This window comes from Actinoallomurus sp. CA-150999 (genome assembly GCF_050942425.1).
Lineage (GTDB): Bacteria > Actinomycetota > Actinomycetes > Streptosporangiales > Streptosporangiaceae > Actinoallomurus.
The window spans coordinates 8297898-8313478 of the sequence record NZ_CP192063.1 but is presented as its reverse complement, the minus strand read 5'-3'; the positions used below and the strand labels follow the sequence as shown (position 1 = coordinate 8313478).

General features: G+C 71.9%; 11 protein-coding genes. 7 read left to right on the top strand and 4 right to left on the bottom strand.

The window, feature by feature from the left end; all coding sequences use genetic code 11:
- The first annotated feature begins 93 nt into the window (after positions 1 to 93).
- The 3 genes from ACQP2O_RS38370 to ACQP2O_RS38360 all read left to right on the top strand — a co-directional run bounded on the left by ACQP2O_RS38370 (position 94) and on the right by ACQP2O_RS38360 (position 3937).
- On the top strand, positions 94 to 2625 hold the full coding sequence (locus ACQP2O_RS38370) for a DUF4118 domain-containing protein (protein ID WP_433173926.1): 2532 nt from the start codon (positions 94 to 96) through the stop codon (positions 2623 to 2625).
- Positions 2622 to 3296 (top strand): response regulator, encoded by a 675-nt coding sequence (locus tag ACQP2O_RS38365; protein ID WP_433173924.1) that lies wholly within the window; start codon positions 2622 to 2624, stop codon positions 3294 to 3296. The genes ACQP2O_RS38370 and ACQP2O_RS38365 overlap by 4 nt, the downstream gene beginning before the upstream one ends.
- Before the next feature lie 71 nt (positions 3297 to 3367).
- Positions 3368 to 3937, top strand: coding sequence for a hypothetical protein (locus tag ACQP2O_RS38360; RefSeq protein WP_433173923.1), 570 nt, complete (start codon positions 3368 to 3370; stop codon positions 3935 to 3937).
- Here the strand turns inward: ACQP2O_RS38360 and ACQP2O_RS38355 are convergent.
- Positions 3874 to 5835 carry a tetratricopeptide repeat protein gene (locus ACQP2O_RS38355; protein ID WP_433173921.1) on the bottom strand — a complete coding sequence of 654 codons (1962 nt, stop codon included), beginning with the start codon at positions 5833 to 5835 and terminating at the stop codon, positions 3874 to 3876. The two genes, ACQP2O_RS38360 and ACQP2O_RS38355, sit on opposite strands and share 64 nt — an antisense overlap.
- 134 nt (positions 5836 to 5969) lie before the next feature.
- Positions 5970 to 6155 (bottom strand): FxSxx-COOH cyclophane-containing RiPP peptide, encoded by a 186-nt coding sequence (gene fxsA, locus ACQP2O_RS38350; protein WP_433173919.1) that lies wholly within the window; start codon positions 6153 to 6155, stop codon positions 5970 to 5972.
- A gap of 358 nt (positions 6156 to 6513) precedes the next feature.
- Here fxsA and fxsT point away from each other — a divergent pair, with 358 nt between their 5' ends.
- Positions 6514 to 9048 (top strand): FxSxx-COOH system tetratricopeptide repeat protein, encoded by a 2535-nt coding sequence (gene fxsT / locus ACQP2O_RS38345; protein WP_433173917.1) that lies wholly within the window; start codon positions 6514 to 6516, stop codon positions 9046 to 9048.
- 149 nt (positions 9049 to 9197) lie between these two features.
- On the opposite strand, the gene ACQP2O_RS38340 is transcribed toward fxsT, so the two are convergent.
- On the bottom strand, positions 9198 to 10520 hold the full coding sequence (locus ACQP2O_RS38340; RefSeq protein ID WP_433173915.1) for an HEXXH motif domain-containing protein: 1323 nt from the start codon (positions 10518 to 10520) through the stop codon (positions 9198 to 9200).
- A 4-nt stretch (positions 10521 to 10524) separates the two neighbouring features.
- Complete coding sequence (locus ACQP2O_RS38335) at positions 10525 to 11763, bottom strand: FxsB family cyclophane-forming radical SAM/SPASM peptide maturase (protein WP_433173912.1); 1239 nt, start codon at positions 11761 to 11763, stop codon at positions 10525 to 10527.
- A gap of 294 nt (positions 11764 to 12057) precedes the next feature.
- On the opposite strand from ACQP2O_RS38335, the gene ACQP2O_RS38330 reads away from it, so the two are divergent.
- Genes ACQP2O_RS38330 through ACQP2O_RS38320 form a run of 3 tightly spaced genes read left to right on the top strand, consistent with a single transcriptional unit; the run spans position 12058 to position 15318 of the window.
- The gene (locus ACQP2O_RS38330; protein WP_433173910.1) at positions 12058 to 14046 is read left to right on the top strand and encodes an APC family permease; all 1989 of its coding nucleotides are present in this window, start codon (positions 12058 to 12060) and stop codon (positions 14044 to 14046) included.
- 55 nt (positions 14047 to 14101) lie between these two features.
- Positions 14102 to 14509: an OB-fold nucleic acid binding domain-containing protein gene (locus tag ACQP2O_RS38325; RefSeq protein ID WP_360890577.1), complete on the top strand. Its 408-nt coding sequence runs from the start codon at positions 14102 to 14104 to the stop codon at positions 14507 to 14509.
- On the top strand, positions 14506 to 15318 hold the full coding sequence (locus tag ACQP2O_RS38320; RefSeq protein WP_433173908.1) for a DUF3159 domain-containing protein: 813 nt from the start codon (positions 14506 to 14508) through the stop codon (positions 15316 to 15318). The genes ACQP2O_RS38325 and ACQP2O_RS38320 overlap by 4 nt, the downstream gene beginning before the upstream one ends.
- The last annotated feature ends 263 nt before the right edge of the window (positions 15319 to 15581 follow it).

Sequence of the window (15581 nt, the reverse complement as noted above, 5' to 3'; positions counted from 1 at the left end):
GACGCCGGAAATGGGCGTTTTCAGGTGTTGACTGCCTGCGGACCGGGCCGTCCGTCTCGAATACCGTCATCGGGGACACAATTCAGGAAGGGGGTGAATCAGATAGCGACGCGAGGCAGGCTCAAGATCTACTTCGGCGCCGCGCCGGGGGTCGGCAAGACGTACGCCATGCTCGACGAGGCCCAGCGACGGGTGGAGCGCGGCGTCGATCTCGTCGTGGGCTACGTCGAGACGTACGGCCGGGCGCGTACCACGGCGCTGCTCGACGGCCTGGAGACGGTGCCGGTCCGCGAGGTCGCCCACCGCGACCGGGTCTTCACCGAGATGGACGTCGACGCGATCCTCGCCCGTCACCCCGCAGTGGTGCTGGTCGACGAGCTCGCGCACACCAACATCCCCGGATCCCGCAACGACAAGCGGTGGCAGGACGTCGAGGAACTCCTCGACACGGGCATCGACGTCGTCACCACCGTCAACGTCCAGCACCTGGAGTCCCTCGCCGACGTCGTCGAGCGGATCACCGGGGTACGGCCCCGGGAGACCGTGCCCGACGAGGTCGCCCGGCGCGCCGACCAGATCGAGCTGGTCGACATGGCGCCGGAGTCGCTGCGCCGTCGCCTCGCCCACGGCAACGTCTACGAGCCGGACAAGATCGACGCGGCGCTGTCCAACTACTTCCGCATCGGCAACCTGACCGCGCTGCGCGAGCTGGCCCTGCTCTGGGTCGCCGACCGAGTCGACGACGCGCTCGCCCGCTATCGGGACGAGAAGGGCATCACCGAGACCTGGGAGGCGCGGGAACGGATCGTCGTCGCGCTGACCGGCGGTCCCGAGGGCGACACGCTCATCCGCCGCGCCGCCCGCATCGCCGCCCGGGCCGGCCGGGCCGACCTGGTCGCCGTGCACGTCGCCAGAGGAGAGGGCCTCGCCGACGGGTCGCCGGAGGCGCTCGCCCGCCAGCGCGCGCTCGTGGAGAGCCTGGGCGGCTCCTACCACCAGGTCACCGGTGGCAACGTGCCCAAGGCACTCATGGAGTTCGCCAACGCCGTGAACGCCACGCAGATCGTGCTCGGGTCGAGCCGGCGGAGCCGCTGGCAGTACGCCTTCGGGCCGGGCGTCGGCGCGACCGTCGCCCGCCTGTCCGGCGACGTGGACGTGCACATCGTCACCCACGACTACGCCGGCAAGGGCAGGGGACGGGCGTCCGTCCCGCCCACCTCGCTGGGCCGCGGACGCCGAACGGCCGGCTGGCTCCTCGCGCTGTTCGGCCCGCCGGCGCTGACCGCGCTGCTGTCGGCGGGCGGGCGGCACTTCGAGCTCCCCACGGAGCTGCTGTTCTTCCTCGCGCTGGCCGTCGGCGTGGCGCTCGTCGGCGGGCTGTGGCCCGCGATCGTCGCCGCCGTCGCCGGGTTCCTGCTCGTCAACTGGTTCTTTACGCCCCCGCTGCACACCCTCACCGTGGCCGAGCTCGAGAACGCCATGGCCCTCGTGGTGTTCGTGACCGTGGCCGTCGCCGTCTCCACCGTCGTGGACCTCGCCGCGCGGCGCAGCTCCCAGGCGGCGCAGGCGCGCGCGGAGGCGACCACGCTCAGCATGCTCGCGACGAGCGTGCTGCGCGGCGAGGACGCCCTGCCCGAGCTGCTCGAGCGTGTCCGCGAGACGTTCGGGCTGTCCTCGGTGACGCTGCTCGAACGCTCCGGCGACGACTGGGCGCCCATCGCGTCGGTCGGCCCGGGGACCTGCGCGCGGCCCGGTGACGGGGACGTCACCGTGCAGGTCAGCGACACTCTGACACTCGCGCTGGACGGCCGGGTGCTGCCGGCCGCCGACCGCCGCGTCCTGGCCGCCTTCGCCTACCAGGCGGCGGCCGCCCTCGACCGCCAGCGGCTGGCCGAGGAGGCCAAGGAGGCCCGGCGGCTCGCCGAGGGCAACCGGATCCGTACGGCGCTGCTCGCCGCCGTCTCCCACGACCTGCGGACGCCCCTGGCCTCGATCAAGGCGAGCGTCAGCAGCCTCCGCTCACCGGACGTGCGCTGGGACCCCGAGGACGAGGCCGAGCTCCTGGCCACCATCGAGGAGTCGGCCGACCGCCTCGACGGCCTCGTCGCCAACCTGCTCGACATGAGCCGCCTGCAGACGGGCGTCGTCAACCCGCTCGCCCGCACCGTGTCCCTCGACGAGGTGATCCAGCCGGCCCTGGCGAACGTCCCGGGCGACCAGGTCAAGGTCGAGGTGCCGGACAACCTGCCGGCCGTCGTCGCCGACCCGGGGCTCCTGGAGCGATCTTTGGCCAACGTCATCGAGAACGCCGTACGGCACGGCGGTCCCGAGCCGGTCCGCGTCACCGCGAGCGAGCACGGCGGCATGGTCGAGCTGCGGATCGCCGACCGCGGGCCGGGCGTCCCGGACTCTTCCAAGACCCGGATGTTCGAGCCGTTCCAGCGGCTCGGCGACCGGCCGCGCGGCAGCGGGGTCGGCCTGGGCCTCGCGGTGGCGCGAGGCTTCGCCGAGGCCGTCGGCGGCGACCTCCGCGCCGAGGACACCCCCGGCGGCGGACTGACAATGGTGTTCTCACTGCCGACCGGGACGAGCGGTACGGTGCGGGCAGGCAAGGGGGAAACGTGACACGAGTACTCGTCGTCGACGACGAGCCGCAGATCGTCCGCGCGCTGCGCATCAACCTGCGGGCCCGCGGCTACGAGGTCGACGCCGCCCCCGACGGCCGCACCGCCCTCGACCTGGCGGCGCGTCGCCATCCCGACGTCATCGTCCTCGACCTGGGCCTGCCCGACATGGAGGGCGCCGAGGTGATCAAGGGCCTGCGCGGCTGGACGAGCGTGCCGATCATCGTGCTGTCCGCTCGGCACGCCTCCGAGGAGAAGGTCGAGACGCTCGACGTCGGCGCCGACGACTACGTGACCAAGCCGTTCGGCATGGACGAGCTGCTGGCCCGGCTGCGTGCCGCCGTACGGCGGGCCGCCCCGCCCGAAGAGGACGCCGTGGTCGTCACCGACGACTTCACCGTCGACCTGGCGGCCAAGAAGGTCGTCCGCGGCGGCGCCGACGTACGCCTCACGCCGACCGAGTGGCACGTGCTGGAGGTGCTCGTGCGCAACGCGGGACGCCTGGTCAGCCAGCAGCAGCTGCTCCGCGAGGTCTGGGGCCCGTCGTACGCGAACGAGACCGGCTACCTGCGCGTCTACCTCGCCCAGCTGCGCCGCAAGCTGGAGAAGGACCCGTCCCGCCCCCGCCACCTGATCACCGAACCGGGCATGGGCTACCGCTTCGAACGCTGACCGTGAGGAGGAACGACGGCTCTGTGACATTAGGGGCCACGGGCGGACCGGTGAGGTGTCAGACTGCGGTCATGCCCGACGGTTCCTTGGCAGCGCTGATCACGGCCGGAGGAACGATCGCCGGTGTCGCGGTCACGCTGTGGGGCACGGTCCGGCGGGAGTCCGTCCAGGCCGAGCGCGAGCGCGGAAGGCTGGCTCTGGAGGCCCGGCAGACCGCGTACGGCGAGCTGCTCGGCCCGGCGATGCAGCTGCGTGTCGAGCTCGAGCTGGCCGGCCAGCGATCATGGCGTGACCTGGACGTCAAGCTCGCCGCCGTCGACGAGCACGCGCGCATGGTGGGCCAGCGAGCCTCCCACGTGGCGGTGCTCGCTCCCGAGCTGGCCGACGCCGCCCGTGCGCTCGCCGCCGCCGCCACGGCCCTGGCGGCCTTCGCCGCCCGGAACGCCGAGTTGAAGTACGACCCCGGGCCCGAGACGAGGTTCCTGATCGGCGAGATCAGGGCGCCGATCGACTTCAGCGCCTTCGACGCGAGGCTGGAGGAGATGTATCAGGCGGTCGAGGCCGACCTCGGCGGCCGTCAGCCGGGCGGGCGCGGGTCGTCCGGCCGGTGGGCGTGGATGCGGCGGGCGTCCCGCCGCTGACGCGGCGGCAGGTCCGGGTTGCGGGCGGCCTCCGCGCGCCGGGCGAGGTCCGCCGCCGTGTCGTCGTCGCCGCGCAGCCTCGCGACCCGCGCGGCGTACAGCAGCACCGGGCCGCTGGTGGGGGCCTCGTCCAGCGCGACCGTGAGCTCCCGCTGCGCCTCGTCGAACCGCCCGAGCGTGGCCAGCGCGAGCGCCCGGGCCGCCCGGGTGACCGGCCGGAGCCGCCGCACGCGGTCGAGATCGCGTAGGGCCGCTTCGGCGTCGCCGAGGTCGGCCAGGAACTCGCCTCGCGTGCGCAGGATCTCCGGCGCGTCGCCTTCGGCCGACAGGACGCCGTCCAGGACGGTGATCGCCGCACGCGTCTGCCCGAGCTCCCAGAGCGCCCGGGACAGCTCGGCCTGCACGGTGAGGTCGGTGGGGAGGCGTTCGGCGGCGGCGTGCAGCTCTTCCAGGGCCTCGGTCCGACGGCCGTCCGCCAGCCGGAGCTGGCCGATGGCCGCGAGCAGCCGGCCGACGGCCACGCGGTCCTGCCGGGCCTCGAACAGGGAGGCCGCCGTCTGGTAGTGCGTCTCCGCCTCCCTGCGCAGGCCTCGCCCGTGCGCGACGTTGCCGAGCAGGGACTCGGCCTCCGCGCGCAGCCGCAGATCGGACGCGGGCCCGAGGCGTACGGCGGTGACCGCCTGGCGCTCGGCCCGCGCGAACTCGCCGCTCGCCAGGGCGCGCTCGGCGGCGCGCAGCCGCTCGGCCGGCCCGGCCGTGCTGGGACGGGTCTCGATCATCCGGCCGAGGGGCCCGATCAGCCGCGGATGCTGGAGTTCGTAGGTGAGCCCCCCGCCCGAGCGCTTCGACTTGATCAGGTGGAGGTCCTCGAGCGCGCGCAGCACGGGCGGCGGCATTCGCCGCACCTCGGGGGAGGGCTCCCGGCCGGTGTCGGCGAAGGCTCGCTGCATCCAGGATCTGAGTCTGCCGACCGGCACCTCGTACTGCTCGGCGACGTCGGCGAGGGCCCGCGCGACGTAGCCGGTCAGCGCGGGATGGCCGTCCGTGTGCGCCCGGACCACCTCGGCCGTGATGGCGCCGCCCTGCGGGGGCAGCGATCGCCACAGCCGCTCGCAGACGACCTGCGCGAAGGTGGGCTCGACGACCGGAGTGCCGGCACGGAGGTAGTCGACGAGCGACTCGGCGGCTCCGGGCGCGAACGACCGCGTCATCCCCCTGAGCGGCCCGCGGACGGCGTCCAGCGCCGCGTCGGAGTCCAGAGGAGCCAGCTGGAGCCGTGCCACGTCGCCGCCGAGGATCCGCTCATAGGGCCCGAGGTCGGGGAGGGACCCGTCGCGGATCGACAGCAGCAGCCGCAGCTGGCGGTGTTCGTCGAGTGCCTCGGCCAACTCCTCGGCGAAGGAGCGCCGGGCCCGCTCCCGCGCCTGCGGCCCGGTGACCAGCTCCTCGGCCTGATCGATGAAGGCCAGGAGGGGCAGCCGGCGGCCGAGGGCGTCGGTGCGGTGGGTCCGCCGGGTCAGGAACTCGGCGACCGACCATCCCGCGAGGCGGCTGACCGGCTGAGCGGGCGACCAGGACGACAGGAGCGCCAGGGTGTACGGGTTGTGCTCGGGCAGCGCCGCCGCCGGGAAGACCGAACCGTAGGACAGGCGACCGGCCGGGAGGACCTCGACCTCGTCCGAGCGCAGAAGCGGCCGTGCCCCGGCGTCGATCAGAGAGGTGCGGCCGGACCCGGACGGGCCGTGCAGGACGGTGACCCGATGGCCCCGCCACAGCTCGGCCAGGCGACGGGACACCTCTTCGCGGCCGAAGAACCCGGGGGCGTCGGCCGTGGTGAACGGGTGCGGCCCCACATAGGGGAGTCCGCTCGCCCGGAGCGTCATCGTCTCGATCGTCATGAGGCCCGGCCGATCACGGACGAAGGTCCCATAATGATCACCTGCCGTCACCGACGGTCACGTGACACCTACACGTCGCCCGGCGACGGTGCATGGCCGTCGCGCAGCCGTAGAGCGCTCACGGCGGACATGCCTCAGCCGTCCTGGAATCCCGCGACGGCCTCGGTGCCCCGCGACTGCGCGTCGACCAAGTGCCGAAGCGCCTCGGCCAGGCAGGACCCGTCGGCGGCGTCGAGATCGCCGAGGTCGAACCCGGTCAGGTCGATCAGGCCCTCGTCTGGAGCCGGATCGTCACTCGGCGTCGTCCTGTCGTCGCCCATGCGGCGCTCCCTGGCCCGTCCGTCGCAGTCGCACTCCGAGGCATTCCCCGCCAGGGCGATCGCAATCGCGCCGCCCGCGGTCATGTCTCTTCCTGTCTGTTAACTCATACACCCCCGAACGTGGGGCTGTCGATCCGTTCGAATGCGACACGGCCATGACCATTCGGGTTTTTAGGGTGTCCAATAAGGCGCGTTAGTGATGAACCGCGCGCCAGGCATGTAACCCGCGTTCCGGGCATTTATTACCCAACTGGACATCCATCTCTCGACTCCGGGCATTGGCCGCTGTGCGACCTGGGTAATGAGTGTTTAGATGAAGCCCGGTATTCGAAGTGCATAGCGGCGGCGGAGGCGGCCCGTGGAATCCGAGACGGTGGGCAGGGAGCGTTCGACGAGACGCGTGCCCCAGGTGTGGGGCAGGATCCCGCCACGCAACAAGAACTTCACGGGTCGCAAGGTGCTGCTCGACGGCCTGCACAATGGCCTGTCGAATCGCGTCACCGCCGTCATCCCGCAGGCCTTGCACGGCATGGGCGGCGTCGGCAAGACCCAGACGGTCATCGAGTACGCCTACCGTTTCCGGTCCGAATACGACCTGGTCTGGTGGATCTCCGCCGACCAGCCCGACCTGGTCCCCTCCTCGTTGGCCGGTCTCGCGCCCCGGCTCGGCCTGGAGTCGGCGCAGGCGGCGGGGATCGAGGACTCCGCGGCGGCGGTGCTGGACGCCCTGCGGCGGGGTGATCCCTACGACCGCTGGCTGCTGATCTTCGACAACGCCGGCGACCCGGAGAGCATCCTGCGGCTCATTCCGGCGGACGGGCCCGGACACGTGCTCATCACCTCCCGTAACCAGGAGTGGGAGAGCGCCGTGGACACCGTCGCGATCGACGTGTTCACCCGGCGCGAGAGCATCGAGTTCCTGCACCGCCGGGCGCCCCGCTCGATGACCGAGTCCGACGCCCAGGCGCTCGCCGAGAGCCTGGGCGACCTCCCTCTCGCCCTGGAACAGGCGGGCGCGCTCCAGTCGGTCACCGGGATGGCCCCCGACGAATACCTCGAGCTGCTCGGCAAGCAGCCCACCGAGCTGCTCAACCAGATCCGTGCGTCGGAGTACCCCGCCTCGATGACGGCGGCCTGGCAGCTCGCGGTGAGCAAGCTCGAACAGCAGCTCCCCGAGGCGATGCAGCTCCTGAGGGCGTGCGCCTTCTTCGGGCCGGAGCCCATCCCGCTGGACGTCTTCCGGCGCAACACCCTCACCGCCGAGTCGAAGCTGAGCCCGGTGCTGGGCAACGCCATTCGCCGCTCCCAGGTGGTCCGGATGCTCGGCCGGTACGCCCTCGTCAGGATCGACTCCGAAAGCCGGACCGTCCAGGTGCACCGGCTGATCCAGGCGCTCCTCCGCGAGTCTCTGCCCGTTGCCGAGCAGCAGGAGTTCCGCGAGGAGGTCCAGCGGCTGCTGGCGGGCGCCGCACCGGTCAACCCCGATGATGAGGCCACCTGGCCGCGCTACGCCGAGTTGGTCCCGCACGTGCGGCCGGCGCACATCGCGGAATCGACCGATCCGCGGGTGCGCAAGTTCGCCACCGACATCGTGCGCTACCTCACCGTCTGCGGCGACCTGACGACCGCCAGAGTCTTCGTCGAGGAGTTCCTCGAGGCCTGGCAAGCCGATGCCAATCCCGACGTGCCCGAGATCCTGGTGGCCAGGCGCCGGCTCAGCACGGTCCTGCGAGAGCTGGGCGAGTACCGCGCGGCCTACGAGATGGTCAAGGACACCCTCGAGCGCGCGCGTCGCGTGCTGGGTCCCGAGGATGAGACCACCCTCATGCTCATCAACGCGTTCGGCGCCGACCTCCGGGCGCGCGGTGAATTCGCCGAGGCGCTGCGCCATGACCAGACCTCGCGGGACCTGTATCAGTCCGTGTACGGCGAGCGCGACGGCCGTACCCTCGCCACGGTGAACAACCTGGCGCTCGACTACGCGCTGATGAGCGACTACCGGACGGCCCGCGACCTGCACGAGACGACGTTCAACGCGCAGAGCGAGGCGACCACCGGCGTCCGCAAGTCGCACGTCCTGTCGTCCTGGACCAACCTCGCGCGTGCGGTCCGGCTGTGCGGCGACTACACCGAGGCCCGCTTCCTCAATGAGGACGCCTACGACTTCGGGCGCCAGGAGCTCGGCGCGGAGAACAGCTGGACGTTGGGCGCAGGGAGGAATCTGTCGGTCGCGATGCGGCGGACCGGGGCCTACGAGGAGGCCCTCGAGCTCGCGCAGGACGTCTTCACCAAGTGCAGCCGGCTGATGGGCACCGACAGCCCCGACACCCTCGCGACGGCGATCTCCCTGTCCAACAGCCTGCGGACGGTCGGGCGGATCGAGGAGGCCTTCGAACTGGTCGAGAAGACCGTGGCCCGATACCCGCAGCTCTACGGCGACGAACACCCGTACTACTTCAGCTGCCTCGGTAATATCGCGCTGCTGCACCGCGTCCGCGGGGACTTCGAGCGGGCGCGTGAGCTGAACGAGAAGGCCCTTTCCGGCCTGCACGCCCGACTGGGCAAGGACCACCACTATCCGCTGACGGTCGCCATGAATCTCGCCAGCGACCGCAACGACCTCGGAGACGTCGAGGGCGCGCGTGAACTCGATGCCGACACCCTCCCGCGGCTGAAGACGGTGCTCGGCACCGAGCATCCCGCGACCCTGGGCTGCGCCGCCAACCTCGTGCTCGATCTGCGCGCGGTCGGCGCCGACGAGGAGGCCGAGGCGCTCGCGGCCGCCACGATCCTCAGCTACAACCGGACGCTCGGCCCCGAGCACCCGGACACGCAGGTCGCCGCCGAAGGACGCCGGCTCGACTTCGACTTCGACATACCGTCGATCGTCTGAGCCGCGACTTCCCGGCCGGGCGCCGCGCAGCCGGACAGCGGGCTTACGACACAGTGCGGTCTCAGGGGTGGGCGCGGTTGTGCAGGCGGTCTCAGAGGGGGCGCGGTTGCGCAGGCGGTCTCAGAGAGGGCGCAGTTGTGCAGGCGGTCTCAGAGGGGGGCGCAGTTGCGCAGGCGCCAGCGCGTTTGATGCCGCTCCGCGTCCCGGCGCGCCCGCAGAAGCGCCGGGGCGGGCACGTGCTCGGACTCCCAGTCCTCCAGCGTGCCCCGCATCGCGCTCACGAACGTCATCCCCTCCTCGGTGAGCTCTCCGCTGTCGAGGAGGGTCCTGGCCACCCGTAGCGCCGCGGTCCGCCAGCGCGCGAACTCCGTGTGCGCCCGGACGGCCGTCTCGCCCTGCTCATGGTGGCGCTGGCGCCGCCAGAAGCCGCTGACCCCCAGATGGGCGTACGCGCCGTGCAGCAGGCCCTCGACGGGCCGCGGATCCTCTCGCCACGGCGCGTAGTAACGCCGTTCGGCGTCCGGGCGTACCAGGGCGACGGTGTCCAGCACGGCCGCGAGCTTGGCGTGCTGAACCTCGTGGGCGAAGGTCACCGCCAGGCCGAGAGCGTCGACGGGACGGGAGGTCCCGACAGCGCCGAAGGTCTCCCGGGACGACGCGCTGCGTCGGCCGTACGGCGGCGTGGCGAGGGGCACGACGGCCCTGACGATCGTCTGGACCTCCGCCGCGGTGGTCCAGTGATGACGCGTCAGGAGTTCCCAGGCCCGCTCGAACAGCGACCCCCACTCGGCGGTGTCCTCCCGGTCGAGCCGGTCGCCGATCACGGCGCCCGGCAGGCGCCAGGGATCGAGATCGTCGATCAGCGCGCGGAAGTCGATGCCGCGCGCGGATACGGTCAGGGGCCGCAGGCCGTGCCAGCCCGGCGCGTCCGTGTGCGGATCGGCCGGCACCCTCACCCGGGCGCCGGGCGAGACCAACTCGGCGCCGGCACCGGACGACCGCACCAGGACCTCGGAGCCGGAAACGTCGGCGCGGCCCAGAGACGGCAGCATCACCGCGCCGTCCGCGGCCGGCACCCGGACGGCGCCGCGAACGCCCGCCTTGATCATGACCGCGGCGGCGATCGCGGCGAGTCCGGCTGGGGTGACGGGCGGGTGGTCCGCACCGCCGGCGGTGCCGCGGAGCGCGCGCAACGCGTCGAGCGCCCAGGCACCGACGGCCGGGTGGCTCAGCACCGGCTCGGCCTCCTCCGGATGGCGCCGCTGGAGATCGGCGAGCAGGAGGTACGCCTTTCGCGTCTGCTCGGCCTCGACGTGGCCCACCCGGCGGGCGGTGTCCATGAGGCCCCACAGCAGGAGCAGGCGCGCGCTCTGCTGGGTGTCGGCCAGCCGGCGCGTCACGGAGGCACCGCCCGATCCGCGTGCGAGAGCGTCCAGTTCGTCCCTGGCGAGCCGGTGGCGCGTGAACCGCATCGGCTCAGTACCGCTGGGGGGTGCGAGCGGTCAGGTCGACCCGGACGCGGTCTCGGATGTGCTCGATGAGCCGGAACAGGTCCGGGCAGTAGACGGACGGGTTGGCGAACCCCGTCCCGGCGCGGTACCGATGGACGTAGAGGCCGCCTCCGCAGACGCGCCGCAGCCGGCAGGACCGGCAGGTGGGTGCCAGCGCCTCGAGCCCGATCTGCCGGGCCGCGACGGCCGGCACCAGGAGCGCTGAGTCGAACGGATCGCGTTCCACGTGCAGGCCGGTGGCCGGAGCGCCGGGAAAGGCCGACTTGAGGGCCGAGACCTGCTCCATCGCGCCGTCGGTCTCGATGACGACCGTGGCGACCGGGGACAGGCCGACGTTCTCGGTCGTGCTCGTTCCGCCGAGCAGCAACTGCAGGATCTCCCCGAAGGTCCGCACGCGCGTCTCTTGGCGAGGGGCGTCGTACCACCGGTCGAACACGGCGGCGAGCCAATCCGCGTACGGGGCGTCGGGCGAGCCGGGCGTCCGGCCGGGCGGCGGCGTGCTCCAGTTGCCGTGCGGCAGCAGGAAGTCGATCTGCGGAGGGTCCCAGGCCAGGAGCGCCTCGTACGTGCGCACGGGAGGGTTGCGCAGGTCGACGGTGCTCAGCAGCCCAGCGAACAGGTGGCGGAACTCCTCGCCGGTGAGCAGGGCGAGCCCGGCCGTGACGGCGGTGTGGCTTCCGCGCCCGTCGGCCCGGCGGCGGTGCCGGTCGTGCGCCGTCTCGTCCCCGTCCAGGCTCACCGCCACGGTGACGTCCAGCTCGTCGAAGAGCCGGAGGAACGCGGTGTTCAGCCGGACGGCGTTGGTCTGGACGCGCACGTCGACGCAGGTGCCCGCGCCGACCGCCGTACGGATGGCCCGCACGGCGTACGCCAGCCGCTCGGCGCCGGCGAGGAGCGGCTCACCGCCATGGAGGACGACCTTGATCCGGTCCAGGCCGTGGGCGTGGACGTGCTCGGCGATGCGCAGGGCCGTCTGGTCGAGGACCGCGTGTGACATCCGCCGAGGGCGGGACCGCCAGCTCTGGTCGGCCATCTCGTACATGTAGCAGTAGTCGCAGGCCAGGTCGCAGCGGCTGTGGATCTTGAGGAAGAACTCCCGGAACGGGGTGGGCCGCCATCCTCCGGCGCGCAGCGTGGTGACGTCGAGATCGGCCGGCCACTCTTGATCGGATCGCGTGACACCTGGGCCGAGGTTCACCGTCACGCTTCATCCCCCGTGCGAGTCGGGCGCCGTTCAGGGCAGGTATCTGCCCTTGATACAGGTATACACCGACAACGATCATCACAATGTGTCATATGGCACGTGAGGAGGCGGCACTCCGCGGCGCGCGGGCGCAAGCCGGGATCCCCGTCCGCCGGGCCGGTGCGGCAGTAGCCGGTCGCGTCGCTCTTCCAGCGGTGGCAGGGCGTTAAGGAAGCGTTAAGAAGGAGAGTGGGCGCGTTAGGGCAGCGTTAGGAAACTCCGTTCGACCTGACCCCGGCCGGTTTGCTGGCAATCGTGAAGCAAGCCGTCTTGCAGATGCCCAAGCGCTTCCTCGTCGGCCGGCCGCTCCGGACCGGGCAGATGGGGGAGACGCTGCTGCCTAAGAAGCTGGCCCTCCCCGTCTTCTGCAGCGACCCTCTCTCCTCCGTCGCGTACGCGACCGAGGAGATCCTCCTCGCGCTCAGCCTCGGCGGCCTGGCGATGTTCTACCTGTCCTGGTGGGTGGGCGCGGGAGTCGTCTTCCTGCTCCTGGTGGTCACCGCGTCCTACCGGCAGACCTGCCACGCCTACCCCAACGGCGGCGGCGCGTACGCCGTCAGCCGGGCCAATCTCGGGGAGAGCGCCTCTCTGGTCGCGGCGAGCGCCCTGCTGATCGACTACGTCATGACCGTCGCCGTCTCCGTCGCGGCGGGCGTCGCCAACATTGTCTCCGCCTTCCCGTCGCTCGGCCCGCATGCCGTCGGCATCTCTCTGGTGTTGATCGTCGTGCTCGCGCTGATGAACCTGCGGGGGGTCAAGGAGTCGGGCACCGCGTTCGCGATCCCCACGTACGGCTTCGTGGTGTGCGTCTTCCTCATGTTGATCGTCGGCCTCGTCCGCATCCTGTTCGGGAGCGCGCCGACCGCCGAGTCGGCCGCCCTGGGGGTGCACGCGACGCACAACACGGTGGGGGCGGCGGCCGTCCTGCTCGCCCTGCGCGCCTTCGCCCAGGGATGTACGGCGCTGACCGGCGTCGAGGCCGTGAGCAACGGCGTGCCGAACTTCAAGCCGCCGAAGAGCCGGAACGCCGCCGCCACGCTGACGATCATGGGCCTGCTCGCCGTGACCATGTTCGGTGGCATCACGGTCCTCGCGCTCGCGACTCACGTGCACATCGCCGACAATCCGGCGCAACTGGTCGGCGCGCCGTCGGGCTACGAGCAGAAGACGGTCATCGCCCAGCTCAGCGCGGCGGTGTTCGGGCACGGGTCGGTCTTCTTCTTCCTGGTGCAGGCGTTCACCGCCGCGATCCTCGTGCTGGCGGCCAACACCGCGTTCAACGGCTTCCCGATCCTCGCCTCGATCCTCGGCGGCGACGGGTACCTGCCCCGGCAGTTCGCCCGGCGCGGCGACCGGCTCGTCTTCAGCAACGGCATCGTGATCCTGTCCCTGCTGGCGGGCGCGCTGATCTGGGCGTTCGACGCCAGCACCACCCGCCTCATCCAGCTCTACATCATCGGCGTCTTCGTCTCCTTCACCCTCAGCCAGTCCGGCATGGTCAAGCACTGGGGCGACGAACTGCGCCGGCTCGCCGATCCGGCGGCCCGGCGTTCCGTCCACCGGGCTCGGGCGATCAACCTCGTGGGGGCGCTCCTCACCGGACTGGTGCTGGTGATCGTGCTGCTGACCAAGTTCATGCACGGCGCCTGGATCGTCGTGGTGACGATGCCCCTGGTGTTCCTGATGATGAAGGGGATCCACCGGCACTACCGGCGGGTCGCCGCCGAGCTCGAACCGGGCGACAAGGACGTGCCGCTGCCCAGCCGCATCCACGCCGTCGTGCTCGTCTCCAGGGTGCACACCCCCACGCTGCGGGCGCTGGCCTTCGCCCGCGCGACCCGGCCGAACACGCTGACCGCGCTGAGCGTGGCGACGAGCCAGGAGGAGGCCGACCGGCTCGAGCGCTCCTGGGCCGAGCACGACATCCCCGTGCCGCTGACCATCCTCGACTCGCCGTACCGTGACATCACCGGACCGGTGCTGGACTACGTGACCAGGATCCGCCTCAAGAGCCCGCGTGACGTCGTCTGCGTCTTCATCCCGGAGTACGTCGTGGGCCGCTGGTGGGAGCACCTCCTGCACAACCAGAGCGCCTTCCGGCTCAAGGCGCGTCTGCTGTTCCGGCCGGACGTGATGGTCACCAGCGTGCCGTGGCAGCTCGGATCGGCCGAGGCGGCCCTCGCTCGGCATCCCGATGAGACCGAATTCGCGGCCCGCAAGAGGGTTCGCCCCGGTGCAGCGTGATTTAACCCTTGCGCGGTGGTCTGTTCCGTAGGGCGATGGCATACGCTTGCGAATCATGGACGAAGTGCCGGCCGGTACGGCGCAGGAGAGCCCTCAGGGCCCTCGAGGTCTGCGCGGCTTTCTGCGCCGCCTGACGTCGAGCAAGGCGGAGCTCGAGGCCGAGGAACTGCAGAAGACCACCGGCGAGGAGGGCGCCACCCCGATCAAGGAGTGCGCCGCGCGGCGACGCGCCTGCGTGGCGGGTACGCTACGTACCGTGACACTCCGACCGCGCGGCGGGGCCCCGTCCCTGGAGGCCGAGCTCTACGACGGATCCGACGTGATCAGCCTGGTCTGGCTCGGCAGGCGGCGCATCGCCGGGATCGAGCCCGGCCGCCTCGTGCGCGCCGAGGGCCTGGTGAGCGTCCAGGACGGCCGGAAGGTGATGTTCAACCCACGGTACGAACTGCGGGGAGGGTCATGACCGAGCGGAGCCGTCCGCAGGCCACGGACGGCGACGCCGCGGCCCGGCCGGTCGAGGACGCCGATGCCGCGGCCCAGCGGCGCGAGGACGACGCCGCCGACCCCGCGGCCCTGCGGGGCGACGACGACGCCGCTGAGACCGCGAGCCCGGCCGAGGCCGAGCACGCTGCGTACGACACCGTCGAGGAGGCGGTGCGCAAGCAGCTGACCAAGGCGCTCGGTGGCCCGCGCGGGGTGGTCGAGGCGGCGATCCCGACGATCGGCTTCACCGTCTCCTGGATCGTCAGCCACAAGCTTCAGCTGTCCCTGGGCATCGGGGCCGGCCTGGCCGTCGTGCTGCTGGCCGTACGGCTCGCGCAGCGCTCGACCGTCCAGTTCGTGCTCAACAGCATCTTCGGCATCGCGATCGCGGCGTTCTTCGCCCTCCGCTCGGGCAAGGCCGCGGACGCCTTCCTGCCCGGCATCCTCTACAACGCCGGCTACGCCGCGGCGATGCTCCTGTCCATCGTCGTGCGCTGGCCCGTCGTCGGGTTCCTCATCGGGTCCGTCACGGGCGATCCGACCGCCTGGCACCGCGACCGCGACACCGTCCGGCTCTGCTCCCGCCTCACCTGGCTGCTGCTGATCCCCTGCCTGGTGCGGGTCGCCGTGCAGTACCCCCTCTACCTCGCGGGGCACGTGGGCTGGCTCGGGGCGTCCAAGGTCGTGCTGGGCTGGCCGCTGCAGGTCGCGGCGCTGGCCGCCATGGTCTGGGTGCTCGCCCGGGGCCGTACCCCCATGGAGCCGGCCACGGGCGCGCCGAAGTCCTGACGCGGCCCCGTCCGCCCGGCCGACGCCCTCAGGGAGCGTCCGGCGGCGTAAAAGCCTGCGGTGCCTTCCAAGGAGCGTTTGCGGCGTACATGCCCGCGGTGCCCCCTCAGGGGGCGCCCGGCGGCGTACGCGCCGATGGTGCGTGCGCCGCAGGAGAGCGTCCAGCCGACGCCCTCAGGGAGCGTCCGGCAGCGTAGGCGCCGATGGTGCGTGCGCCGCAGGAGAGCGTCCAGCCGACGCTCTTAGAGAGCGTCCGGCGGCGT